Source organism: Sphingorhabdus arenilitoris (assembly GCF_042651485.1).
Lineage (GTDB): Bacteria > Pseudomonadota > Alphaproteobacteria > Sphingomonadales > Sphingomonadaceae > Sphingorhabdus_B > Sphingorhabdus_B arenilitoris.
Map to the genome: position 1 here is coordinate 1,780,748 of NZ_JBHSDH010000013.1, position 20,901 is coordinate 1,801,648.

Below are 20,901 nucleotides of genomic sequence, written 5' to 3' on the forward strand. Positions count from 1 at the left end.
CAGGGCCTAGCGCGTTCTGGCGCTGCTCATTCGGCCAAGGCGGCGGCTATAGCCTGAATGGCGGCGGGTTTGCTGACAAAATCCATATGACGGCAATCCAAGCGGATTTGATGGTCCGATTGTCCCGGCAGGCCGCAGGCGGCCTCTGGCGCGACAATCCCGTCGCCGGGTGACCAGAATGCGATTGTCGGAACCGGGGGTTTTTCATGCAAAACCGTTTGAATGGGGGGATTATCCACACTGTGTCCGGCAATGGCTTCATAGGCGCGCCACGCATTATTCGCGCGCGGATCGCCGGAAAAGGGGCTACCGAGAGTGACCACTTTCCGCACATTTTCGGGATATAATTTGGCATATTCCCGTGCGACCAAACCGCCTAGGCTCCATCCGATCAAGCTGATAGGCCCCACGCCTGCCAGCGAACCGATTTTGTCATGGACCCGGGCAAGCATATCAGCGGTGACACCCCGGTTGCGCCCGAGGCCCCAGCCATGGCTGTCAAAACCGGCCGCATTCAATGATCGGCGTAGCCGTCCGGTGGATTGGTCGGATGCCATAAATCCAGGAAAAACAATAACCTTATGCCCGCTGCCGCGTGCTGAAAGCGGCACGGCCCCGCCAAAGGTCGCGGCAATGCGCATATAAGCAAAAGCGCCGCCTTCCTGCATTAGCAGGCCGAGCGCCGGTGCCTTATAGGCCGGTTCAGTCAAGGGTGCGGTTGCGATCATCGAATCGCTAATAACAACATTACAGATTTATGAAAGATTTACGGCAATCAAGGTGCCGGTATATTGTCCGCTTTTTCTTCACCGGTTTCGCCTGCCGCCGGTGCAGCGGGGACAGGCGGTGCGGGTGCAGCCGATTTGGGGGCAATCAAATCGGCAGGCTGCGCCAATGCGCTGCGTTCAATCGAGTCCAGCGCCTTGCGGACATTGACATAGCGCCTTGCTTTTTCCAGCCAGCCAGACGCCTCTCGTGCACCCGGTAGTTTTTCAACCTCTTTGATCGCGGCTTCCATATTGCCCATCTCGGTATATTGCCGCGCCCGTTCCAATCGCCGCGTGGGCGCAGGCGACGGGGTTGTATCCTTGCGCAAGACGAATAGCTCGCTCATTTCCTTTTGAATCCGGCCCCATGTTGTCAAACCATCCTGCGCCAGCCAGCTATCGCCCTGCGATGCCAATTCGGCGCGCAATATATCAAGCGTTACTGGCGTGCGGGTGGCCTGAACAATCGCGGCCACTTCCTTAGGCTGGGTCGCGCCAAACCGGCTTTGCAATTGCGGTTCAATATAGCCAAGCGCTGCGCCGCTATCAATCGCACGGCGGGCGGCAAAAGCGAGCAGCATGGCTTCGGCCCGCGCGGCATTGCCCGACGCGGCCTGCGCATCGGCATTGATCCGCGACAGCCGTGCTTCCAAATTATCAACCTGTTGATCCATCGCCGCATTTTTGGCCGGTGCAATGGGAGCAGGCAGGCTGCTAAAGGCCGGTTCGGCGGCGACTTCAGGCTTCGTCGCGGGGGCATCGGCGGCTTTTTCGGTGGTGCCGAATAACTCGAAACGCTGCGCCGCCCAAACGGTCAATATGCCGCCGCAGATAAATGCGGCCAGCAGGAATATCGCGATATATCGCGCTTTCATCCCGCCAGATGCGGCGCCCGTTTGTGGCCTGTAATTATCCATTCGCTACCCTTCATGCGGCTTTTGCCGTCCCTTAACCGCTGTATTAGGGGCCAGAGGTGCTGCTTGTAAAGTCGCTTGCTATTTTGGCGAGCAAGAGCCGGTCGCAGGGGCGCGCGGCGATAATTATTTTTGCCCAGCCTGAACCTGCATTTTTCGCGATATTGGCCGATAGAGCCGCGATGGTCACTGCGGATTTATCCAGCGCTAACTCTGCGCATATCTGCGCAAAATAGCGTGCAGCGCGGGGCGAATGTAACATCACCGCACCCGCGTCCTGCACCTGCTGCGCAAAATCCGGCGGTGGAGGCAGCCTTGCGGCGTCATAGATAATGCGGCTGTCCAAATGCACGCCAGCGGGCGGGTCAACCACCGTGCGGTTTTTACCGCATAGCCATAAGAGCCGGGCCGCGCCATTGGCCGCCGCCATCGCCGCAATCTGCGCCGAATCTGTGTCACCTGTGGCGGCGATGGTGAATCCGGCCTGCGCCGCGCGCTGCGCCGACTTGCCGCCAACTGCATATACCGGCAGCGATGTGAGCGCCGCCAACCCGTCACCGCCCAAATGAATTGCGTTGGCGCTGGTGATCAGCAGCGCGTCATATGCGGCCGGATCGGGCACGTGCCACGGCAAAGCCTCGATATGGAATAGCGGCAGCGTCACCGGCACAAAATCCATATCCGCCGCCAATTTGGCGGTCGCATCCGCGCCGGGTTGCGGCCGGATAATCAGGAGTTTTAGGCCCCGAATAATGCCTTCACCCGGTCACTGGCGGCACGCAGCAATTGCTCGGCCAATTTATGCGGCCCGCCCACATCGCCTTGCACAAAACGAATATCGCCCGCATATTTTTCGTTGCCATCATCGGACAATATCTCTCCGCGTAGCCAGATTTCTGCGCCCTGCTGCACCGCGAGCGCCGCCACCGGGGAATGGCAATTACCGCCCAGCGCCTCCAGGAAAGCGCGTTCAGCCATCACGCAGGCAAAAGTGGGGGCATGATTGACCGCCGACAACATCGTTTGCAGATCCTGCCGCGCCGCCAATGCCTCGATGCCCACCGCGCCCTGCGATGCGGCGGGCAGCATTTGGTCCACCTCGATTGCATGGCCGGTATCGGGCCGGGACAGGCGGTCAAGCCCCGCCGCCGCCAGCAACGTCGCGTCAAATTCGCCGCTTTCCACTTTCGACAAACGGGTGGCAACGTTACCGCGAATGGATGAGATTTTCAGGTCGCGGCGCTGCGCGAGCAATTGCGCGGCGCGGCGCGGGCTGGATGTCCCGACATGCGCGCCCATCGGCAACGCGGCGATGGACGGCGCGCCCACCATCCGGTCGCGCACATCGGCGCGGGGCAGCATCGCGCCAATCCGGTAATCGGCAGGCCGGACGGTTTCGACATCTTTCATCGAATGAACCGCAACATCAATATCACCGCCGGACAAAGCGCGCTCCAGCTCCTTCGTCCATAATGCCTTGCCGCCCAATTGCGCGAGCGGCCGATCCTGAATTTTGTCACCGCTCGCCAATATCGGCACCAATATCACCGCCGCCTCGGCAAGGGCATGGCGCGAACGCAGGGCTGACGCGGCCATTTGCGCCTGCGCCATGGCGAGCGGGGAACGGCGCGTGCCAATACGCAGCGGTTTTTGGGCGGTAAAGAGCGGATAAGCGGTCATGCCGCTTGTCCATAGCGCCGCACCTGCTATTGGGGAAGCGCAGAATATGACCGTATCTTTATGACTTTAATCTTAGGCCTTGAATCCAGTTGCGACGAAACCGCAGCCGCTATTGTCCGCAGCGACCGGACGATATTGTCGCACGCGCTTGCCGGGCAAGAGGATCATCACCGCGCCTTTGGCGGGGTTGTGCCCGAAATTGCAGCGCGCGCTCATTCGGATTTGATGATGCCGCTGATTGAAACGGCGCTTGCAGATGCGGGGGTTCGTCTGGATGATTTGGACGCCATAGCCGCAACCGCTGGCCCCGGATTGATTGGCGGGGTGATGGTCGGCCTCGTCACCGCCAAAGCATTGGCGATGGCCAGCGGAAAGCCGTTGATCGCGGTCAACCATTTGGAGGGACACGCGCTGTCGCCGCGGCTGGTCGATCCCGATTTGGATTTTCCTTATATGCTGCTGCTGGTATCGGGCGGTCATTGTCAGCTGCTGCGCGTGCGCGGCGTGGGGCAATATGACCGGTTGGCCACTACCATCGACGACGCGGTGGGCGAAGCGTTTGACAAAACCGCAAAGATATTGGGCCTTGGCTTTCCCGGCGGACCAGCAGTGGAAAAGGCGGCTTTATCAGGCAACGGCGCTGCCGTGCCGCTGCCCCGCCCGCTAAAAGGCGCAGATGAGCCGCATTTTTCCTTTGCCGGATTGAAAAGCGCGGTGCTGCGCGCCCATGAATCGGGGCAGTATCGCGCCGAAGATATTGCCGCCTCGTTCCAAGCAGCAGTGGTGGAATGCCTGTCCGACCGGCTCCATTACAGCCTGTCGCGGATGGATGAGCGCCCTACGGCTTTGGTGGTGGCAGGGGGCGTTGCCGCCAACATGGCCATACGTGCGATGCTGGAGCAAGTGGCGGGGCAATATGCCATGCGCTTTTGCGCGCCGCCGCTATGGCTATGCACCGACAATGGCGCAATGATCGCTTGGGCCGGGGCAGAGCGTTTTGCCGCAGGCCTGACCGATCCGCTCGACGTGGCGGCGCGGCCCCGCTGGCCGCTTGATCCAGATGCGCCCGCCGCGCGCGGTGCCGGGGTAAAGGCATGAGCAGCTATGACTATCCCGTCGGCATCGTGGGTGCAGGCGCATGGGGCACCGCACTGGCCGCGGTGATGGCCGATATTCATGGCAAGGCGCTGCTATGGGCGCGGGATCCGTCGCTGGTCGCTGCCATCAACGCTGCACATGAAAATGCCGATTATTTGCCCGCTATTCCCCTGCCCGCCTCTATCATGGCCAGTAACGATATGGATGATCTGGCCCGATGTGCGATATTACTGATCGTCACGCCGGCGCAGCATTTGCGCCATTTTTTGACCAACATGCCCGATATCCGCAGCCCGCTGCTTTTATGCTGCAAAGGCATTGAGGCGGGGACCGGCGCGTTAATGGTCGATATTGCCCGCGAGGTCCGTCCGGTTAACCCGGTTGCGATATTGTCCGGTCCGACATTTGCGCATGAAGTCGCTGCACGTAAACCGGCGGCGATGACGTTGGCCTGCGAACATGAAGCCTTGGGTGAACAATTGGCGCAAGCCGTCGCGGCCCCATATTTCCGGCCTTATTGGACTGATGACGTGATCGGCGCAGAAATTGGCGGGGCGGTTAAAAATGTGCTCGCCATAGGCTGCGGCGTGGTTGACGGCGCAGGGCTGGGCCTGAACGCCCGGGCGTCGCTGATCGCGCGGGGATTTGCGGAGATGCAGCGCTATGGCATCGCCCGCGGGGCACGGCCCGAAACATTGGCTGGCCTATCGGGGCTGGGCGATTTGGTGCTGACCTGCTCATCGGAAAATTCGCGTAATTTCTCGCTCGGCAAAGGATTGGGGCAAGGGCAATCGGCGGCGGATTTGTTGAACGGTCGGCGCACTGTCGCGGAAGGCGCGGCAACCGCGCCCGTGCTGCTGGCCTCCGCGCAGGCGCTGGGCGCCGATATGCCGATCGTGGCGGCGGTATGCCGATTATTGGATGGCAGCGCAGACGTGAATGAGGTCATAAAAGCTCTACTTTCCAGACCATTAAAAGCCGAAAGATGACAAGCCCAACCAATATGGGCTAAGCACCGGCTTTCGAGGGGGACGATATTGACGTCAGCAGCATCCAGCAATGATCAAGATATTGCCGCCTTAGCCAAGGGCGGCCGCACCAATATTTTGGGTTTCGTGCTGCGTTTGGCCGCGCGTATCCCCTTTTTGATACTCGGCACGCGCTATTATGGGCCCGAAGCATTGGGCCGTTTCGCCATTGCCGTCCTAGCGGTTGAATTTGTGGCACAGCTCGCGACATTGGGCCTGCGCCGGGGGCTTGCGGAAATATTATCGCGCGAGGAAAAACCGCCCGCGCAAATTGTCGCCGACGCGATGCTGGTCGGTATGATTGCATCGGCCATCGGCGCAGCTTTACTGATCGCCGTGCCGCAGATCATGTTTCCCAATAGCGCGATTAACGGTTTTGATCGTTTCCTGCCGATCGTCATTTTCGCCATTGTCGCCACCGATATTGCGCTGGCGGCGCTTGCTTACCGGTTTGACATTGCCTCTGCCGTGCGCGCGCGGGCGGTGGTGGAACCCTGGACGATCAGCATCATGGCCGGGCTATTTGCGCTGCCGCTCATGCCATTTTATTCGCTGCGTGACGGGTTGATCATCTCTTATATTCTGTCGATGCTGGCGGCGATGCTGACGGCATTTTGGCCGCTTTTCAAAAGCTATGGCCTGCCCTGGGGATGGCGGCCCAAACCTGCAACATTGGTGATGGTGGCGCGGCGCAATATGCCGCTGGCCGCCGCCGATGCCGCCGAATGGGGCAGCAGGCGGCTCGACCTATTCATCCTTGGCCTATTTGCAACGCCAGCAATTGCCGGGATTTATTATACGGCGCAGCAGATTGCGAGCCTGCCGCAAAAGCTCAAAACCAGTTTTGATCCGATTTTGAGCCCGGTTATCACCGCCAATTTGAAACAGAAAAATTATGGCGCCATCGCCCGGCAAGTCGGCCAAGTGGGTTTCTGGATCATCGCGGCGCAAACCGCAATCGCGCTGGCGCTGGGTATACCTGGCGAAGCGGTGATGGGCCTGTTCGGGCCGGAATTTGTCGGCGGTACGGGCGCGGTCGTGTTCCTGCTCGCCGCAGAGGTTGCCGCCGCGACAGCCGTGGTGAGCGAGGCAGCGCTCGTCTATATGGCGCGGCACCGCAACTTGCTGATTTCGCTTTTTACCCTCGGCCTGCAAGTGGTGCTGAGCCTGATTTTGATCCATGCCGTGGACTGGGTGGGTATAAAAGCCGAATCGCGCGGCCTTGCACAGGCCGCTGCCGTTGCCATGGCGTTGATGCTGTCGCTGGGCATTGGGTCGCTGATTAAGGCGCGGCTATTATCGCGGCTTCTGGGCGAATCGATCAGCATCTGGCGCTGGGCATTGGTGTGGGCCGTTGCCGCAGCCACGATTGTCGGCATTGCTGCGACCTATATTCCCGAATGGGCGGAGCTGACCATTGGTATACCGGCGATATTGGCTGTCTATGCCTTCATCATCTGGACCAGAGGATTTGGCGAGGATGACCGGGTTTTATTCCGTAAACAGGAAAAAAACAGCGCAGAAGAAAAGCCAGAAGCTGCGGCTTAACCCAGTTTCTGTTCGACCAGTGCCTTGATATCCGCCTCTGGACGGGCGCCGTAATGCGATATGATTTCCGCTGCGCATACCGCTCCCATGGTCAGGCATTGATCCATCGGCCGCCCTTCGGCAATGCCCGCTAGCACGCCCGATGCAAATAAATCGCCTGCGCCCGTTGTATCGACCAGCCGGGCAACAGGTTCGGCGGCCACCTCAAAACGGGTTCCATCCTGCACTGCAATCGCGCCATGTTCGCCGCGTGTGCAGATGAGCAATGGCACTTTGGCAGCGGTCGCAGCGACCGATAGTTCAAAATCGTCATTTTGCTGCAACGAGCGAATTTCAACTTCATTGGCGAATAAAATGTCGATCAGGCCGTCATTCATCAGCTGCAAAAAATCATCGCGGTGACGGTCGATGACAAAAGCATCGGACAGAGTGAAGGCCACTTTGCGTCCTGCCGCCTTGGCATGTTCAATCGCGCTGCGCATCGCCGCGCGCGGTTCTTCGGGATCCCATAGATATCCCTCCAGATAGAGGATTGCCGCCGACGCGATCAAATCCTTATCCACCAAATGGGCCGCCAAAAATTGCGATGCGCCCAAAAATGTATTCATTGTGCGCTGCGCATCGGGCGTCACAAGGATCAGGCAGCGAGCGGTCGGTGGCTGCTTGCCCAGCGGCGGCACATCAAAATCGATACCGGTCGCGCGAATATCATGGGCAAAAACCTGACCCAATTGATCGTCGGCGACCTGGCCAATAAAAGCGCATTGATGGCCGAGCATCGATAGGCCCGCCAGCGTATTGGCCGCCGATCCGCCGCTAATTTCGCGTGCTGGCCCCATGGCGTCATATAAGGAGGTTGCCCGGTCGGCATCGATCAACTGCATCCCGCCCTTGGTCAATTGTTCCAAGGCGATAAATTCATCATTGGTTTCCGAAATGACATCAACAATAGCATTGCCAATGGCGAGAATATCATAGCGCGGATCGGTCATTTTATTTCCTATTTTGCAAATCTTTCGCCGCGCCCTAGAGATTTGCCGCCCTGTCAGCAAGCCTTTATGCCCATTGACGCGCCCGCACGCGCCGATAGAAGACGCTTATGATATTTCGGGCTTTCACCCTGTCCCTGCAAAGCGTGAGCGATGGCAAGATCATCGCGCTGATGCTCAAAACACTGGCGATCACCGCCGGGCTTTTTATCCTTTTGGCGGTTGGTTTCTGGTTTGCGCTCGGCCGGCTCCTTAGCCATTGGCAATGGGACATATATGGCCTCGCCGCGATCGGTGCAGTGGCATTCGCTGTGCTATTCGGCTGGCTATTGTGGCGGGCCATCGCGATTGCGGTATTGTGGTTTTTTTCCGACGACATTGTGGATGCGGTCGAGGCGCGGCATTATCCCGCCCATGTACTGTCGGCAAAACGGCCGGGCGCGGTGGAAAGCGGGAAAATGGCGCTGCGGTCTGCGGGCCGGTTGATCGGCTATAATCTGCTTGCTGCGCCGCTTTACTTATTATTACTGATTACCGGGGTGGGCACGGGCATTGCGTTTTTATTCGTCAATTCATTGCTGCTCGGCCGTGATTTGCAGGATATGTTGGAGGCACGCCATGGCAAGGGGCAAATTGCGTTTGACCGGGTTTCGCGCGGCTTATTGGGTGCGGTTGGAACTGCGGCGATGCTGCTGCCTCTTGTCAACCTGCTCGTTCCGGTTGTAGCAACCGCAATGGCGGTCCATCTCGCCCATTTGAAAAAGCCTGTTTGAACCGCATATTGGAATTGAAAATGCATAAAATCATTTTGGCGCTCCTGCCTCTGACTATGGTTGCTGCTTGCGGCGGCGGCGGCCAAACGAAAGTCGCCAGTGCGAGCGTGCCGGTGCGCGACGTGCCCGTCACTTCGGCCCCGCGCCCGGTCATTTCGGCAAAGGGATTGGAAGCGGTGATGGGCAAGGACAGCAACGCCCTGACCCGCCTGTTCGGCGAACCGCGCCTGAATGTGCAGGAAGTGTATGGCCGCAAACTGCAATTTTCGGGCAAGGCCTGTGTCTTGGATGCCTATCTCTACCCGGATGGGAAAAATGGCGGTGAGATTGTCACGCATGTCGATGCGCGGCGCAGCGACGGAGCCGAGGTTGACCGCGCCGCCTGCGTCAACGCTTTGCAAAAACGCTAAAAACTATTCCATTCAGCCGCGACATCTGGATCGCGTTCTGCGGATAACCGTGCCTGCTTTTCGGCGGCAAAGGCTGGCCTATCGATATGCGCCAGCGCCCAAATGGCCGCGCCGCGGACCACAGCGGAAGGATCACCGAGCAGCGCGGTAACCGGACCCGACAGCGCCGGTTTGCCGCTATTGCCCGCCGCGATTAAGACATTGCGGATGAACCGGTCGCGGCCAGTGCGTTTCACAGGTGAGCCGGAAAAGAGCGCGCGAAATGCAGCATCATCGAGCGTAAGCAGATCGGATATTTCCGGCGCGGTCAACTCCGCACGCGGATGAAAGGCTTTATGTGTCGCGGCGCTTTGCGCAAATTTATTCCACGGGCACACTGCCAGACAATCATCACAGCCATAAATATGATTGCCGATCCCTGCACGCAAATCATGCGGGATGGGCCCTTTATGTTCGATGGTCAGATAAGAGATGCAGCGCCGGGCGTCGAGCTGATAAGGAGCCGGGAAGGCTTTGGTCGGGCAAATATCCTGACACGCATTGCAGGACCCACAATGATCGCCCAGCGGCGTGCCCGCGGGCAGGTCGGCGCTGGTATATATTGCGCCCAGAAACAGCCAGCTGCCATGATCGCGGCTGACGATATTGGTATGTTTGCCCTGCCAGCCGAGCCCCGCCGCTTCGGCCAGCGCCTTTTCCATCACGGGCGCGGTATCGACAAAGACCTTCACATCCCCGCCATTTTGCTGAACGAGCCAGCCCGCCAGCCGTTTGAGCGCCCCTTTCACGCGGTCATGATAATCGCGCCCCCGGGCGTAGACCGAAATGCGGGCATGATCATGCGCATCCGCCAGCGCCATCGGATCGTCGCCAGGGGCATAGCTCATCCCCAGCATGATGACGCTGCGCACGTCATTCCATAGCGTTTTGGGGTCGCTGCGTTCATCGCTGCGGCTTTCCATCCAGATCATCTCGCCATGCCGCCCAGCGTCGAGCCAGGCCCGAAAGCGCGCCGCCGTTTGCGGTGACACGGCGGCGGGCGCAATCGCGCATACCGCAAAGCCCTCCTGCTCGGCGCGATCTTTCACCGCGTTAACCAAATTTATCTTGTCTCTGTTCACGCACCGACTCTATGTAAAGGCCACACTCTCTTTGGGGCAAAATATATGGCAATTGCAATCGAGGCGCGCGGCCTTGTGAAAGAATTTGACGGTTTTCGCGCGGTAGACGGCGTTGACCTCAACATTCCCGAAGGCAGCATATTCGGTATCTTGGGCCCTAATGGCGCTGGCAAAACGACGATGCTGCGCACTTTATTGGGGATAATCGACCCCGATGCCGGAACGCGGACATTGCTGGGTTCCTCCAAACCGATCAGCCAATCGCGCATTGTCGGCTATCTGCCCGAAGAGCGCGGTTTATACCAATCGATGCGGGCGGTGGACACTATTGCTTTCATGGGCGCATTGCGCGGCATGGCGTTAAAAGACGCGCGGGACAAAGGCCGGGCGATGCTGGAGGAGGCAGGGCTCGGCTATGCCGCCGACCGGCAAATTAAACAGCTTTCCAAAGGCATGGCGCAAACCGTGCAGTTGATCGGCACCATCGTTCATGACCCCAAGCTGATCGTGCTGGATGAACCTTTTTCCGGCCTCGACGCGCTTAATCAAGCGAAGCTGGAACGGATGATCCGGGCTCAGGCGGAAAAAGGCGTGACGGTGATTTTTTCAACCCATGTCATCGCCCATGCCGAACGGCTATGCGAGAGTATCGCGATCATTGCCAAGGGTAAGATCAGCTTTGACGGGCTGGTCTCTGCCGCGCGTGACCGGCTTCGGCCGCAAGTGCATTTGGAAACCGAAAGCCTTGACGGCCCCTGGCGGAGCGCCCTGCCCGCTGATTGTATCGCAGAGGGCAATTGGTGGCATTTCACCTTGCCGGAAACAGGCGTGGAACCACTGCTAACGGCGTTAGTGGAGGGTAAAGCGGGCGTGCGGTCCTTGTCGATTGAACGGCCCGGACTGCATGACGCCTTTGTTGCGATTGCCGGAGAATCGGTGGCCGCCGAAATGGATCAACCGCTAGCGGAGGAATTGCTATGAAAGAGATTATCCGCGCCGCATTTGTCATCGGCCGCCGCGATTTGACGGCGATTATATTTTCCAAAGCCTTCATCCTGTTCCTGTTGGGCCCGTTATTCCCGGTGATCGTCGCGGTCGCGGCGGGTAGCCTGGGCGGGCAAATCGCGCGCGATTCCGACAAGCCCATCGTCGGCGTGCTGATGCAAGCGGACGAAGCCGCCAAGCTGGTTACGGTGCGAGATGACCTGTCGCAGCAGCTCGGCGACGGATGGTATCCCGAGTTGAAAGCGATCGGCGCGCCTGATGGTGCTGGCGCGAAAAGCCCGCGCGAATATCTGTCCGATACAAAAAATAATCTGGTCGCTGTGGTGTCGGGAACACTGGAAAAACCTATCATCACCGCGACCAAAACCGAAGCGGACCGGCATGACGATGAAATAGCCAGTCTAGTCAGCTATGCGGTCACCGGCAAATCGACACAAATGCCCAAGCCGCAGATTGAAATTATCGAAAAAAGTGCCAGCGGCGCGAAGAAAAGTCAGCAAGTGACCGGCCAATTGGCGCAAGTCATCATGTATTTCCTGACCGTGTTGCTCACTGGTATGGTGCTGAGCAATCTGGTTGAAGAAAAATCGAATAAGATCATTGAGATATTGGCTGCGTCTATCCCGATTGAATCGGTGTTTATCGGAAAGCTGTTCGCCATGCTGGTCATGTCGCTGATCGGCCTGACCATCTGGATTGGAGCCGGACTGGGGCTGTTTTCCCTCTTTGCATCGGGCGTTCCAATGGCCGCGATCCCCGCCCCTGCGGTTGGCTGGCCCATATTCCTGACGCTCGGCGTGATATATTTCACCATGACCTATTTGATGCTGGGCGCTTTGTTTTTAGGCATAGGCGCAATGGCCGCGACCGTGCGCGAGGTGCAGACATTGTCGATGCCGGTGACGATGGTGCAGCTGATTATCTTTTTCTTCGCCGCCTATACCGTGACGCAGCTGGGCAAACCGATTGAGCAAGCAGCGGCGATATTCCCCTTCAGCTCGCCCTTTGCGATGATTGCCCGGGCGGCGCAGGTGCCAACATTATGGCATCATGCGATAGCCGTCATTGGCCAGATATTTTTCACCATCGCATTGCTGCGCATCGGTGTCATTTTATTTAAACGCAATGTGATGAAATCGGGCAGCGGCGGTAAAGTGAAGGAAGAAGGCACGCGCCGCAAATTATTCGGCTTGATCCCGATGGGGCGATAGTCCGCGTAAATCGGTTGCTTATCGAAACGGGATTGACATTATTGTCAGTAATGGCACTCTCTCATCCGAGAGAGAAGGAGAATTGCCATGGCCACGGCCCCCGTCATCGATTTGAATCATTTAACCACCTCGCCCACTGCCGACGAGGCATTGGAACAATGGTATAAAACCAACCCGCCGGTGTCCGCAAAACTGCCCAATCCCTGGGATGTCAGCCGGTCGGAGCTATATAGTCAGGATAAATGGCAAGCCCCCTTTGCCGAAATGCGCGCCAAAGCGCCGATCAACAAAATCGAAGAATCGGGTTATGGCCCCTATTGGAACGTGACCAGCCATAAAGCGATTCAGCATGTCGAGGCGCTGCCCGAAATTTATTCCAGCGAGGTATCGCGCGGCGGTATCACCATTGCCGATCCCGAATGGGACAGCGATTTCCAACTGCCCATGTTCATCGCCATGGACCGGCCCAAACATACGGGACAGCGCCGGACCGTCGCCCCGGCTTTCACTCCGGCTGAAATGCGGCGGATGGAGGATGATATTCGCCGCCGCACCGGCGAAACATTGGACAGCCTGCCTTGGGATAGGCCCTTTGATTGGGTTGATAAGGTTTCGATTGAACTGACCACCGGAATGCTCGCCCTGCTTTTTGATTTTCCATGGGAGCAACGCCGCTTGCTGACCTACTGGTCCGATTGGGCAGGCGATGTTGAATTGTCAAAAGCGCAGGAACTGGACGAATTTCGCCGCAAGATATTGTTCGAACTCGGCGCGTATTTCCAACAACTTTGGAATCAAAAGCTCAATGCTGAGCCGACACCCGACCTGTTGTCGATGATGATCCATTCCGACAGCATGAGCCATATGGATCAGATGGAATTTATCGGCAATTTGATCCTGCTCATCGTCGGCGGCAATGATACCACCCGCAATTCCATGTCCGGCTTTGCATGGGGGCTCAATGCATTTCCCGATGAACGGCGCAAGCTACAGCAAAATCCTGATCTGATCCCCAATGCGGTACAGGAAATGATCCGCTGGCAAACGCCGCTCGCGCATATGCGGCGCACAGCGGTGGAGGACCATGACCTGTTTGGCAATGATATCAAAGCTGGGGACAAGGTCATATTATGGTATATCTCCGCCAACCGCGATGAAAGCGTGTTTGAACGCGCAGATGACATTATCGTCGACCGCGAAAATGCCCGCCGCCATCTGGCCTTTGGCTATGGCATCCACCGCTGCGTCGGGGCGCGGCTGGCCGAATTGCAGCTGAAAATCCTGCTGGAAGAAATGCATGAACGGCGGATGCAAGTGAATCCAACGGGCAAAATCCGCAGGGTTCATGCCTGTTTCGTCCATGGCTACCGCGAAATGGAAGTGGGGTTGAGCAAATATTGAGGAGATAATCTATGGCTGCGCCTGCAAAAGCCGTTCAAGCGGGATTTGAACCTGTCCCATGGCAAATTAACGAAGCGCCGCACCGCTGGGATGTGACCCCGCCCGATATTTATGCCGAGGACCGCTGGCAACCGGTCTTTGCCGAGATGCGCCGCCAAGCGCCGATCAACAAAATCAACAATAGCGGTTTTGGCAGCTATTGGAATGTCACCACGCATAAAGCTATTCAGCATGTCGAGGCGTTGCCCGATATTTTTTCCTCTTCATTCGAATATGGCGGCATATCGCTGGCCCCCATGAATGAACCGGATATGGAGGGCTCAGACCGCGTGATCCTGCCCATGTTCATCGCCATGGACCGGCCCAAACATACCGAGGAACGCCGCGTCGTTGCCCCCGCCTTTACCCCTGCGGAAATGGAGCGGATGACCGGCGACATCCGGCGGCGAACCGGCGAATTGCTGGACAGCCTGCCCTTGGGCACTGATTTTGACTGGGTCGATAGCGTCTCGATTGAGCTGACCACTCAAATGCTGGCCATATTATTCGATTTCCCGTGGGAGGACCGGCGAAAATTGACGCTCTGGTCGGACTATGCCGGCAACATCGAGCTGTTCCGCACGCCCGAGGGACGGCAGGCGAGGCTGGAAAAAATTTATGAAATGGGCGCTTATTTTCAGCGGCTTTGGGACGAGCGCAAACAAAAGGGCGAAGCGCCCGATTTGATCAGCCGGATGATCCATTCGCCGATGAAAGATATGGATGCCAATGAATTTATGGGCAATTTGATCCTGCTGATTGTGGGCGGCAATGATACGACTCGCAATACCATGTCCGGCTATGCCTATGGCCTGAACCAATATCCGCAGGAGCGGGAGAAGCTGGAACAAAATTCCGCGCTGATCCCCAATGCGGTGAGCGAGATTATCCGCTGGCAAACACCGCTGGCGCATATGCGGCGGACCGCGCTGTGTGATTATGACCTGTTCGGCGCGCCGATACAAAAAGGCGACCGGGTGGCATTATGGTATTTGTCCGCCAACCGCGATGAAAGCGTGTTTGAACGAGCGGATGACATTATTGTCGACCGCGAAAATGCCCGACGGCATCTATCTTTTGGGTATGGCATCCACCGCTGCGTCGGGGCAAGGCTTGCCGAATTGCAAATCCGGATATTGCTGGAGGAAATGGCCGCACGCCGGCTGCGCATCAATCTGCAGCAGGAACCGGAACGCGTACCGGCCTGTTTCGTCCATGGTTATAAAAAAATGATTGTGAATCTGTCGCGCTATTGAAACCTTTTGCGGCCATTTCCCGTATATATACCAGATATGGCATTGGGATCGATGGTATGACGGACAAGAATAAACGCAATTTTTTAATCTTTGGCGGCGTTGCTGCCGTGGGTGGCTCGCTGCTCGGCATCGGATTATTGCGATCAGGACCCGCCATCGCAAAGGGCAAATTCCCCGTTACCAAAAGCGATGCCGAATGGCGCAAGCTATTGTCGGCACCGGCTTACCGCGTCCTGCGCCAAGCATCCACCGAACCCGCCGGATCCAGCCCGCTGGATAACGAACATCGCAAAGGCACCTTTGTCTGCAAAGGCTGCAGCAAACGGTTATATTCCTCCGCCACCAAATTTGACAGCGGCACCGGCTGGCCCAGTTTTTATGCGCCATTGCCGGGCGGAATAGGAACATCGACCGACTATCTGCTCGGCTATCCGCGCACCGAAGTGCATTGCGCACGGTGCGGCGGCCATTTGGGCCATGTGTTCAACGACGGTCCAAAACCAACCGGAAAGCGCTATTGCATGAACGGCGTCGCGATGCTGTTCATTCCCGGCTGATCGGTTGTCACGCGCGGAAAAGTCCGGTTAATCCGGTGCTGTCATTTGCTGCCACAGCTCGATCTTGACCCCGTCGGGCGCCATGATCCAAGCGAATGTGCCATAGCCTTCGTCGGATTGGCCGAGAATATCCACGCCTTTGCCTACCAATTGCGCGACAAAGCCGTCTAAGTCATCGACCCTTAAATTGATAATGAAACCGCGCGTTCCCGGCTTTATGTAGCTGTCATCGGCGAAATGACTGATCAGGCTGTAGGGCTTGTCTCCGGTTTCTTCAGACCATGGCAGTAGCGGTCCGTATTCGCCATCTAAACCCAATATATCCTTATACCATTGCCGGGTAGCGGCTGGGTCTGCGGCAGTGTAAAATATGCCGCCCAAACCCGTAATCTTGGCCATTTACTCTCTCCCCATTATTGGATGGGACCCGCTCCTATGCCGGAAAAATCCAAATCGCCCGAATCGCCTTTGGAATCTGGGGCGGCTTTGCCCTGTTTCTTGTCATTTGCTTCGATGAGCGCGACGATGTCCGCCGCGCGGCTATCGCGCTTGGCATAATCACGCGCCGACAGGCCGGCCACATTATCGGTTTTATCGGGATTGGCCCCTTTGGCCAGCAAGGCGCGGACCAGTTCCGCATAACGCAGCTGCACCGCCAAAATCAGGGGGGTTTCCCCGCTGCGGTTGGATTGATCGACATTCGCTTTATAACGCAGCAACCAATCGGCACCCTCAGGAAAATTGAGCTGCGTGGCCAGGATCAGCGGCGTATTGCCGCTTCGGTCGGCCACATTGGGGTTCAAACCTCTTTGCAGCAAAAATCCGGTCCAGCGGGCATCGCGGCGTTTGATAACAATATGCAACGCGCCTTCGCCCGTGCGCGCTTCCCGGTCGTCGATAATGGCCGGATTGCCATTGGCCTCGTCCAATATTTTCGTCGCCTCCGCACCGTCGGCGTCCTTCACCGCTTTTAAGAAATTGTAACTGTCGGAAAATTGTGCCTGAGCAGGCATAACCGGCACCGTCAAAGCAAGCATCGCCGCAGCAGCAGCAAGGACCGGCTTTACCGGTAAGGATAGAAAGGAACGGAACATCAAAATTTACCCTGTTAAAAACTTTGTTCGAATCTTCGAAACGCATCACTTGATATTCATGGTTTAACAGACCATGTCTGGCCATGCCATGAACAAAAATAATCTTATCCGCTCATTCGCGCTTGGCGCGGCCCTTTTATCTCTCGCCAGTTGCGACAGTCCGCCCAAACAGCTGCCCTATGAACAAGGACCAATTTACGGCGCGACGATTGGCGGGCCATTCACCCTGACCGACCAAAATGGCAAACGGCGCAGCTATGACGAATTTAACGGCAAATATCGGATGGTCTATTTTGGCTATACCAGCTGCCCCGACATCTGCACCCCCGATGTGCAAAATTTGATGGCGGGATTAAAATTGTTTGAAAAAGCAGAGCCGGAGCTTGCAAAGAAGGTCCAGCCGTTATTCATTACCATCGATCCGCAGCGGGATACACCGGCGGTGCTCACGCAATTTGTTCGCGCATTTCATCCCAATTTGATCGGCCTAACCGGTAGCAAGGCGGAAATTGACGCGGTGAGCAAAAGCTTTGCCGTGGTGGCGGAGCGCGTGGAAGGATCAAGCCCCGAAAATTATCTGATGAGCCATTCGCAAACGCCCTATCTGATGCTGCCCGATGGGAAGCCGGTCGCGCTGTTACCGGTGGATAATCCCAAAACCGAGGCCAATGAAGGCAGCCCGCAAGCGGTGGTGGCTGAATTGGTCAAATGGGTGCGCTGACGTGAGCGGCAAGGTTCCTTTTTGGGAACAGCCGCTCGAAACATTGGACCGCGGCCAGTGGGAGGCGTTATGCGACGGCTGCGGCAAATGCTGCCTGCATAAGGTGGAGGATGAGGATACCGGCCGGGTCTATCCCACCAACATCGCTTGCAAATTGCTCGACCTGAATAGCAGCCAGTGTAGCGATTATAAACACCGCAAAACCCACGTGCCCGACTGCCTGCGCCTGACCCGCGCCAAAATTGACGATTATTTCTGGCTGCCCTCCACCTGCGCTTATGTGCTGCGTGATGCGGGGCAGCCTTTGCCCGAATGGCATTATTTGATCACCGGCGACAGGGACAGCGTTCATAAAGCTGGCATGTCGGTGCGCGGACGGGCTATATCCGAAAATGATGCTGGACCGATTGAAAACCATATTGTCGAACAGCCCCTCTGACGGCGATCCAGTCGCCTGTATAGAAGGCGAAAATATCCCGGTGCGTATCCTGCGCAATCCCCGGGCCAAAAGATTGTCGATGCGGGCCGATGCGGTGGCCCGCGAAATCCGGATCACGATGCCCAGCTATGCCCCGACATCGGCGGCAATGGAATTTGTCGCGGCCAAAGCCGAATGGATAGCCGCCCGGATGCAAAGCGCGCCCGGCGCTGCGCCGCTGTTACCGGGCCATATGGTGGCGGTTGAAGGGGAAGAATGCCGGATATGCTGGCAAGCCGATTGGCCGCGCCGACCGGTGCGCTGCGACGGTGAAATCCGGCTGGGCGGTCCGCAGGACCTGATCCAAGCGCGCTTGCTGCGCTGGTTAAAAGAGCACGCCCGGCGCGTTTATACCGATGAGATCGCCCATTATTGCGGCATTGCCGGTGAAGCGCCGCTCAAGCTGCAACTGGGCGATCCGCGCAGCCGCTGGGGCAGCTGTTCGTCGCGCGGGACCATATCGCTCAGCTGGCGGCTTATCATGGCCCCGGCGCATGTCCGGCGCTCGGTCATCGCGCATGAGGTCGCGCATATCCGCCATATGAACCATAGCCCCGCCTTTTACGCATGGATGGACGAAATTTACGAAGGCGACCGCAAAGCCGCCGACCGCTGGTTAAAAATGCACGGCACCGGCCTGCAAAGAGTGGGGCGGTAAAGGCCGCTTTATCTGGGCCGCTGTGTTAACTTTGCGCCCAGCCCCAGATGCACGGGCCGCCACGCAAGGTCAAATACCGGCACCGATCACCCCATTACAAATGCGTTGAGTTTGTTGCCGTCGGGATCGCGGAAATAGCCAGCGTAAAATCCTTCACCGCGTGGACCGGGCGCCCCTTCGCAGCTGCCGCCATGGGCAAGTGCAATATCGTAAATGCGCTGCACTTGATCCTTATCCTGTGCCTCCAGAGCAACCATCACGCCATTGCCAACGGAAGCTGCTTGGCCATCATGCGGCTTGGTCAGCGCGACGCCCGGCGCGCCGCCCATTTTGCCCCATGCGATGAAACTATCGAAATCCATCATCCGGCCAACGCCCATTTCGGCGGCGATAGCATCGTAAAATTTGGCACCGCGTTCCAAATCATTGGTACCCAAAGTGACATAACCAATCATACATTTTCTCCCTTTCTTTTTACCGGCTCTGCAATCGAATCTCCAAGGGAACATTATAGGAACAATATCGGCTGGTCAATCGGTTCATAAGAAAAGGGCCGCGACATGGGCGGCCCTTTTTTGACATATTTCGGATAGTATCCCGGGTGAGGGTGCTAAGGATCAGCCGCGATCAATCTCACTGCCTAATGAGCCATATTTTTTCTCGAAAGCGGCAATGTCGCCCTTGACCAGCAGCTTTGCCTGATCGACCCAATTATCGCGCCCGATGCGTCCGGCGAAGCTGCCCAATTTGGAATCGACATCGCGTATATCGGCGGCGGTCCAATTGGCAACCTGTTCAAAACTGGTCACGCCCAAGCTTTTCAACAACGCGTTCAATTTGGGTCCGACACCTTTCAGCAGTTCCAAATTATCCGGTATAACCAATTTTGGTTTCGCCGCTGGCTTCGGCTTTGCAGCCGCTTTGGGCTTGGCTGGGGCTTTCGCTTTTGGTGCGGATTGGGCTGCTACTTCTGCCTTGGGTTTCACCGCTGATTTGGCCGGAGTTTTTGCCGCTGCCTTCGCCGTTACCGGTTTCGCCGCCGCTTTTTTAACCGGAGCCGCTTTTGCCTTCGGCTCGGCCTTTTTCGGCTCAGCTTTTTTCGGGGCAGCTTTCTTTGCTGCTGCTTTTGGCTTGGGCGCTGCCTCGGCCTTCGGCGCGCTCATCAATGGCGCGGCGGCGGCAGGAGCGGCGACCTTTTCTTTCACCGCTGGTATATCCGCGGCTTTGGCCTCGGGCGGCTCCACTTCGACCACGCGGGGCTCCGGCACGGAGACATCTTTTTTCCCGCCCCAAATCCACCATGCGGTCAGCAAACCAATGATCGCCGCCAATATGAAGGGCAACCACCAATATTGGCCGCAAGCTTCGATTATCGCATTCATGAAACTCTCCCCAAATCCTTTAATTTTGCCGATCAGACGGCAGTATCGCCGCTATTCCAAATGAGCCAACCCACGCCCAGTGCGATGAAATAGACGAGTAGCAACAGCAATATATATTGAAACATCATTGTCCTCCAGTTGGTACAGGGGCGGCGGAAGTCACCACAAGCACGGTCCGCTGATTTTTTGCATTAGCGGCCGTTGTCTGCGCATTTTCGAGCGGTTGGCTGGAGCCATATCCTTTGGCCGTCAATTGCACGGCGGGAACGCCCGCTTTGACCAAGGCATCGACAACATTTTGCGCTCGGGCTTGCGAGATATTCTGGTTTGTTTCAGCGCCCCCGGTCAGCGACGTATGACCTTGCACCTCAATTTGAAGTCCGGCACATTTTTTGATCTGATCGGCAAGCTCAGCAATCACCGCCTGACTGTCGCCGCCGATATAGGCGCTGCCCGATTGGAAAGATATCGTCTTGCTGCCCATCAAGGCATTGATATCCCCCTGACATGCGGCGACCGCTTGCGCTGTTGCTGGCGCTGCGGCGGCTGCACCGGCGCTGGATGCCGCGCCATCGGCAGTCGCTGCGCCATCCGTGCTGGCGGCGCTGCTGCCACTTGCGGCGCTGCTGCTGCCTAAATTGCCCGATGCTGCGCACATGGCCCCATAGGTGAGCCAGCCGAGCAGAGCCGTGATCAACGCCCCTATCAGGATTTTAGTTGATGTTCCCATATTGATAATTCCCTCTACGAGTCCTTTACCCACCGCTATAC

24 protein-coding genes are annotated in these 20,901 nt (G+C 57.4%); 13 read left to right on the top strand and 11 right to left on the bottom strand.

Going from position 1 to position 20,901, the window contains the following annotated elements; genetic code table 11:
- Positions 1-26: 26 nt before the first annotated feature.
- The 4 genes from ACFOWX_RS12765 to hemC are packed head-to-tail and all read right to left on the bottom strand — an operon-like array spanning position 27 to position 3,361.
- Entirely contained in the window at positions 27-728 is a 702-nt protein-coding gene (locus tag ACFOWX_RS12765; RefSeq protein ID WP_381424704.1) for an esterase/lipase family protein, read from the bottom strand.
- A gap of 47 nt (positions 729-775) precedes the next feature.
- Positions 776-1,684 (bottom strand): hypothetical protein, encoded by a 909-nt coding sequence (locus ACFOWX_RS12770; RefSeq protein WP_381424706.1) that lies wholly within the window; start codon positions 1,682-1,684, stop codon positions 776-778.
- Positions 1,685-1,727: 43 nt separating this feature from the next.
- Positions 1,728-2,372: a uroporphyrinogen-III synthase gene (locus ACFOWX_RS12775; protein WP_381424708.1), complete on the bottom strand. Its 645-nt coding sequence runs from the start codon at positions 2,370-2,372 to the stop codon at positions 1,728-1,730.
- A gap of 47 nt (positions 2,373-2,419) precedes the next feature.
- The gene (hemC, locus tag ACFOWX_RS12780) at positions 2,420-3,361 is read right to left on the bottom strand and encodes a hydroxymethylbilane synthase (protein ID WP_381424710.1); all 942 of its coding nucleotides are present in this window, start codon (positions 3,359-3,361) and stop codon (positions 2,420-2,422) included.
- A gap of 60 nt (positions 3,362-3,421) precedes the next feature.
- Here hemC and tsaD point away from each other — a divergent pair, with 60 nt between their 5' ends.
- The 3 genes from tsaD to ACFOWX_RS12795 are packed head-to-tail and all read left to right on the top strand — an operon-like array spanning position 3,422 to position 7,035.
- Positions 3,422-4,459 (top strand): tRNA (adenosine(37)-N6)-threonylcarbamoyltransferase complex transferase subunit TsaD, encoded by a 1,038-nt coding sequence (gene tsaD / locus ACFOWX_RS12785; RefSeq protein WP_381424712.1) that lies wholly within the window; start codon positions 3,422-3,424, stop codon positions 4,457-4,459.
- Positions 4,456-5,448 (top strand): NAD(P)H-dependent glycerol-3-phosphate dehydrogenase, encoded by a 993-nt coding sequence (locus ACFOWX_RS12790; RefSeq protein WP_381424714.1) that lies wholly within the window; start codon positions 4,456-4,458, stop codon positions 5,446-5,448. Before tsaD ends, ACFOWX_RS12790 begins: the two co-directional genes overlap by 4 nt.
- 48 nt (positions 5,449-5,496) lie before the next feature.
- Positions 5,497-7,035, top strand: coding sequence for a lipopolysaccharide biosynthesis protein (locus ACFOWX_RS12795; RefSeq protein ID WP_381424716.1), 1,539 nt, complete (start codon positions 5,497-5,499; stop codon positions 7,033-7,035).
- Here the strand turns inward: ACFOWX_RS12795 and ACFOWX_RS12800 are convergent.
- A complete protein-coding gene (locus ACFOWX_RS12800) occupies positions 7,032-8,027 on the bottom strand; it encodes an adenosine kinase (protein ID WP_381424718.1) in 996 nt (331 codons plus the stop codon). The two genes, ACFOWX_RS12795 and ACFOWX_RS12800, sit on opposite strands and share 4 nt — an antisense overlap.
- A gap of 107 nt (positions 8,028-8,134) precedes the next feature.
- Here ACFOWX_RS12800 and ACFOWX_RS12805 point away from each other — a divergent pair, with 107 nt between their 5' ends.
- Positions 8,135-8,797: an EI24 domain-containing protein gene (locus ACFOWX_RS12805; RefSeq protein WP_381424720.1), complete on the top strand. Its 663-nt coding sequence runs from the start codon at positions 8,135-8,137 to the stop codon at positions 8,795-8,797.
- 20 nt (positions 8,798-8,817) lie between these two features.
- A complete protein-coding gene (locus ACFOWX_RS12810; RefSeq protein WP_381424722.1) occupies positions 8,818-9,207 on the top strand; it encodes a hypothetical protein in 390 nt (129 codons plus the stop codon).
- On the opposite strand, the gene queG is transcribed toward ACFOWX_RS12810, so the two are convergent.
- On the bottom strand, positions 9,204-10,328 hold the full coding sequence (gene queG, locus ACFOWX_RS12815) for a tRNA epoxyqueuosine(34) reductase QueG (protein WP_381424723.1): 1,125 nt from the start codon (positions 10,326-10,328) through the stop codon (positions 9,204-9,206). The two genes, ACFOWX_RS12810 and queG, sit on opposite strands and share 4 nt — an antisense overlap.
- A 45-nt stretch (positions 10,329-10,373) precedes the next feature.
- Between queG and ACFOWX_RS12820 the strand changes: the two genes are divergently transcribed.
- The 5 genes from ACFOWX_RS12820 (at position 10,374) to msrB (ending at position 15,797) form a co-directional block, all read left to right on the top strand.
- Positions 10,374-11,309: an ABC transporter ATP-binding protein gene (locus ACFOWX_RS12820; protein ID WP_381424724.1), complete on the top strand. Its 936-nt coding sequence runs from the start codon at positions 10,374-10,376 to the stop codon at positions 11,307-11,309.
- Positions 11,306-12,544 carry an ABC transporter permease gene (locus ACFOWX_RS12825; protein WP_381424726.1) on the top strand — a complete coding sequence of 413 codons (1,239 nt, stop codon included), beginning with the start codon at positions 11,306-11,308 and terminating at the stop codon, positions 12,542-12,544. The genes ACFOWX_RS12820 and ACFOWX_RS12825 overlap by 4 nt, the downstream gene beginning before the upstream one ends.
- 87 nt (positions 12,545-12,631) lie before the next feature.
- Positions 12,632-13,945, top strand: a complete 1,314-nt coding sequence (locus tag ACFOWX_RS12830; protein ID WP_381424729.1) for a cytochrome P450 — start codon at positions 12,632-12,634, stop codon at positions 13,943-13,945.
- Between the two features lie 11 nt (positions 13,946-13,956).
- Positions 13,957-15,240 (top strand): cytochrome P450, encoded by a 1,284-nt coding sequence (locus tag ACFOWX_RS12835; RefSeq protein WP_381424731.1) that lies wholly within the window; start codon positions 13,957-13,959, stop codon positions 15,238-15,240.
- A gap of 56 nt (positions 15,241-15,296) precedes the next feature.
- Positions 15,297-15,797, top strand: coding sequence for a peptide-methionine (R)-S-oxide reductase MsrB (gene msrB, locus ACFOWX_RS12840; RefSeq protein ID WP_381424733.1), 501 nt, complete (start codon positions 15,297-15,299; stop codon positions 15,795-15,797).
- Between the two features lie 27 nt (positions 15,798-15,824).
- On the opposite strand, the gene ACFOWX_RS12845 is transcribed toward msrB, so the two are convergent.
- Together ACFOWX_RS12845 and ACFOWX_RS12850 are read right to left on the bottom strand one after the other, a co-directional pair.
- Positions 15,825-16,196, bottom strand: a complete 372-nt coding sequence (locus ACFOWX_RS12845; RefSeq protein ID WP_381424735.1) for a VOC family protein — start codon at positions 16,194-16,196, stop codon at positions 15,825-15,827.
- A gap of 14 nt (positions 16,197-16,210) precedes the next feature.
- Entirely contained in the window at positions 16,211-16,891 is a 681-nt protein-coding gene (locus ACFOWX_RS12850) for an ankyrin repeat domain-containing protein (RefSeq protein WP_381424737.1), read from the bottom strand.
- A gap of 88 nt (positions 16,892-16,979) precedes the next feature.
- On the opposite strand from ACFOWX_RS12850, the gene ACFOWX_RS12855 reads away from it, so the two are divergent.
- From ACFOWX_RS12855 to ACFOWX_RS12865, 3 genes are read left to right on the top strand one after another with little or no spacing between them, the layout of a single operon-like run.
- The gene (locus tag ACFOWX_RS12855; protein ID WP_381424739.1) at positions 16,980-17,612 is read left to right on the top strand and encodes an SCO family protein; all 633 of its coding nucleotides are present in this window, start codon (positions 16,980-16,982) and stop codon (positions 17,610-17,612) included.
- A 1-nt stretch (position 17,613) separates the two neighbouring features.
- A complete protein-coding gene (locus tag ACFOWX_RS12860; RefSeq protein ID WP_381424741.1) occupies positions 17,614-18,051 on the top strand; it encodes a YcgN family cysteine cluster protein in 438 nt (145 codons plus the stop codon).
- Positions 18,005-18,748, top strand: a complete 744-nt coding sequence (locus ACFOWX_RS12865; RefSeq protein ID WP_381424743.1) for a M48 family metallopeptidase — start codon at positions 18,005-18,007, stop codon at positions 18,746-18,748. The genes ACFOWX_RS12860 and ACFOWX_RS12865 overlap by 47 nt, the downstream gene beginning before the upstream one ends.
- Before the next feature lie 86 nt (positions 18,749-18,834).
- On the opposite strand, the gene ACFOWX_RS12870 is transcribed toward ACFOWX_RS12865, so the two are convergent.
- From ACFOWX_RS12870 to ACFOWX_RS12880, 3 genes are all read right to left on the bottom strand, one after another.
- Complete coding sequence (locus ACFOWX_RS12870) at positions 18,835-19,203, bottom strand: VOC family protein (protein WP_381424745.1); 369 nt, start codon at positions 19,201-19,203, stop codon at positions 18,835-18,837.
- Between the two features lie 162 nt (positions 19,204-19,365).
- Complete coding sequence (locus tag ACFOWX_RS12875) at positions 19,366-20,130, bottom strand: hypothetical protein (RefSeq protein ID WP_381424747.1); 765 nt, start codon at positions 20,128-20,130, stop codon at positions 19,366-19,368.
- A 124-nt stretch (positions 20,131-20,254) separates the two neighbouring features.
- Positions 20,255-20,860, bottom strand: coding sequence for an OmpA family protein (locus ACFOWX_RS12880; protein WP_381424749.1), 606 nt, complete (start codon positions 20,858-20,860; stop codon positions 20,255-20,257).
- Positions 20,861-20,901: the final 41 nt, after the last annotated feature.

What these genes read in the sequence shown, in the direction of transcription:
- hemC (WP_381424710.1), bottom strand. Translation starts at nt 3,361, where the DNA reads ATGACCGCTTATCCGCTCTTTACCGCCCAAAAACCGCTGCGTATTGGC.
- ACFOWX_RS12810 (WP_381424722.1), top strand. Translation starts at nt 8,818, where the DNA reads ATGCATAAAATCATTTTGGCGCTCCTGCCTCTGACTATGGTTGCTGCT.
- msrB (WP_381424733.1), top strand. Translation starts at nt 15,297, where the DNA reads ATGACGGACAAGAATAAACGCAATTTTTTAATCTTTGGCGGCGTTGCT.
- ACFOWX_RS12850 (WP_381424737.1), bottom strand. Translation starts at nt 16,891, where the DNA reads ATGTTCCGTTCCTTTCTATCCTTACCGGTAAAGCCGGTCCTTGCTGCT.
- ACFOWX_RS12770 (WP_381424706.1), bottom strand. Translation starts at nt 1,684, where the DNA reads ATGGATAATTACAGGCCACAAACGGGCGCCGCATCTGGCGGGATGAAA.
- ACFOWX_RS12830 (WP_381424729.1), top strand. Translation starts at nt 12,632, where the DNA reads ATGGCCACGGCCCCCGTCATCGATTTGAATCATTTAACCACCTCGCCC.
- ACFOWX_RS12765 (WP_381424704.1), bottom strand. Translation starts at nt 728, where the DNA reads ATGATCGCAACCGCACCCTTGACTGAACCGGCCTATAAGGCACCGGCG.
- tsaD (WP_381424712.1), top strand. Translation starts at nt 3,422, where the DNA reads ATGACTTTAATCTTAGGCCTTGAATCCAGTTGCGACGAAACCGCAGCC.
- ACFOWX_RS12875 (WP_381424747.1), bottom strand. Translation starts at nt 20,130, where the DNA reads ATGAATGCGATAATCGAAGCTTGCGGCCAATATTGGTGGTTGCCCTTC.
- ACFOWX_RS12865 (WP_381424743.1), top strand. Translation starts at nt 18,005, where the DNA reads ATGATGCTGGACCGATTGAAAACCATATTGTCGAACAGCCCCTCTGAC.
- ACFOWX_RS12805 (WP_381424720.1), top strand. Translation starts at nt 8,135, where the DNA reads ATGATATTTCGGGCTTTCACCCTGTCCCTGCAAAGCGTGAGCGATGGC.
- ACFOWX_RS12845 (WP_381424735.1), bottom strand. Translation starts at nt 16,196, where the DNA reads ATGGCCAAGATTACGGGTTTGGGCGGCATATTTTACACTGCCGCAGAC.
- ACFOWX_RS12870 (WP_381424745.1), bottom strand. Translation starts at nt 19,203, where the DNA reads ATGATTGGTTATGTCACTTTGGGTACCAATGATTTGGAACGCGGTGCC.
- ACFOWX_RS12820 (WP_381424724.1), top strand. Translation starts at nt 10,374, where the DNA reads ATGGCAATTGCAATCGAGGCGCGCGGCCTTGTGAAAGAATTTGACGGT.
- ACFOWX_RS12835 (WP_381424731.1), top strand. Translation starts at nt 13,957, where the DNA reads ATGGCTGCGCCTGCAAAAGCCGTTCAAGCGGGATTTGAACCTGTCCCA.
- ACFOWX_RS12790 (WP_381424714.1), top strand. Translation starts at nt 4,456, where the DNA reads ATGAGCAGCTATGACTATCCCGTCGGCATCGTGGGTGCAGGCGCATGG.
- ACFOWX_RS12800 (WP_381424718.1), bottom strand. Translation starts at nt 8,027, where the DNA reads ATGACCGATCCGCGCTATGATATTCTCGCCATTGGCAATGCTATTGTT.
- ACFOWX_RS12855 (WP_381424739.1), top strand. Translation starts at nt 16,980, where the DNA reads ATGAACAAAAATAATCTTATCCGCTCATTCGCGCTTGGCGCGGCCCTT.
- ACFOWX_RS12880 (WP_381424749.1), bottom strand. Translation starts at nt 20,860, where the DNA reads ATGGGAACATCAACTAAAATCCTGATAGGGGCGTTGATCACGGCTCTG.
- ACFOWX_RS12825 (WP_381424726.1), top strand. Translation starts at nt 11,306, where the DNA reads ATGAAAGAGATTATCCGCGCCGCATTTGTCATCGGCCGCCGCGATTTG.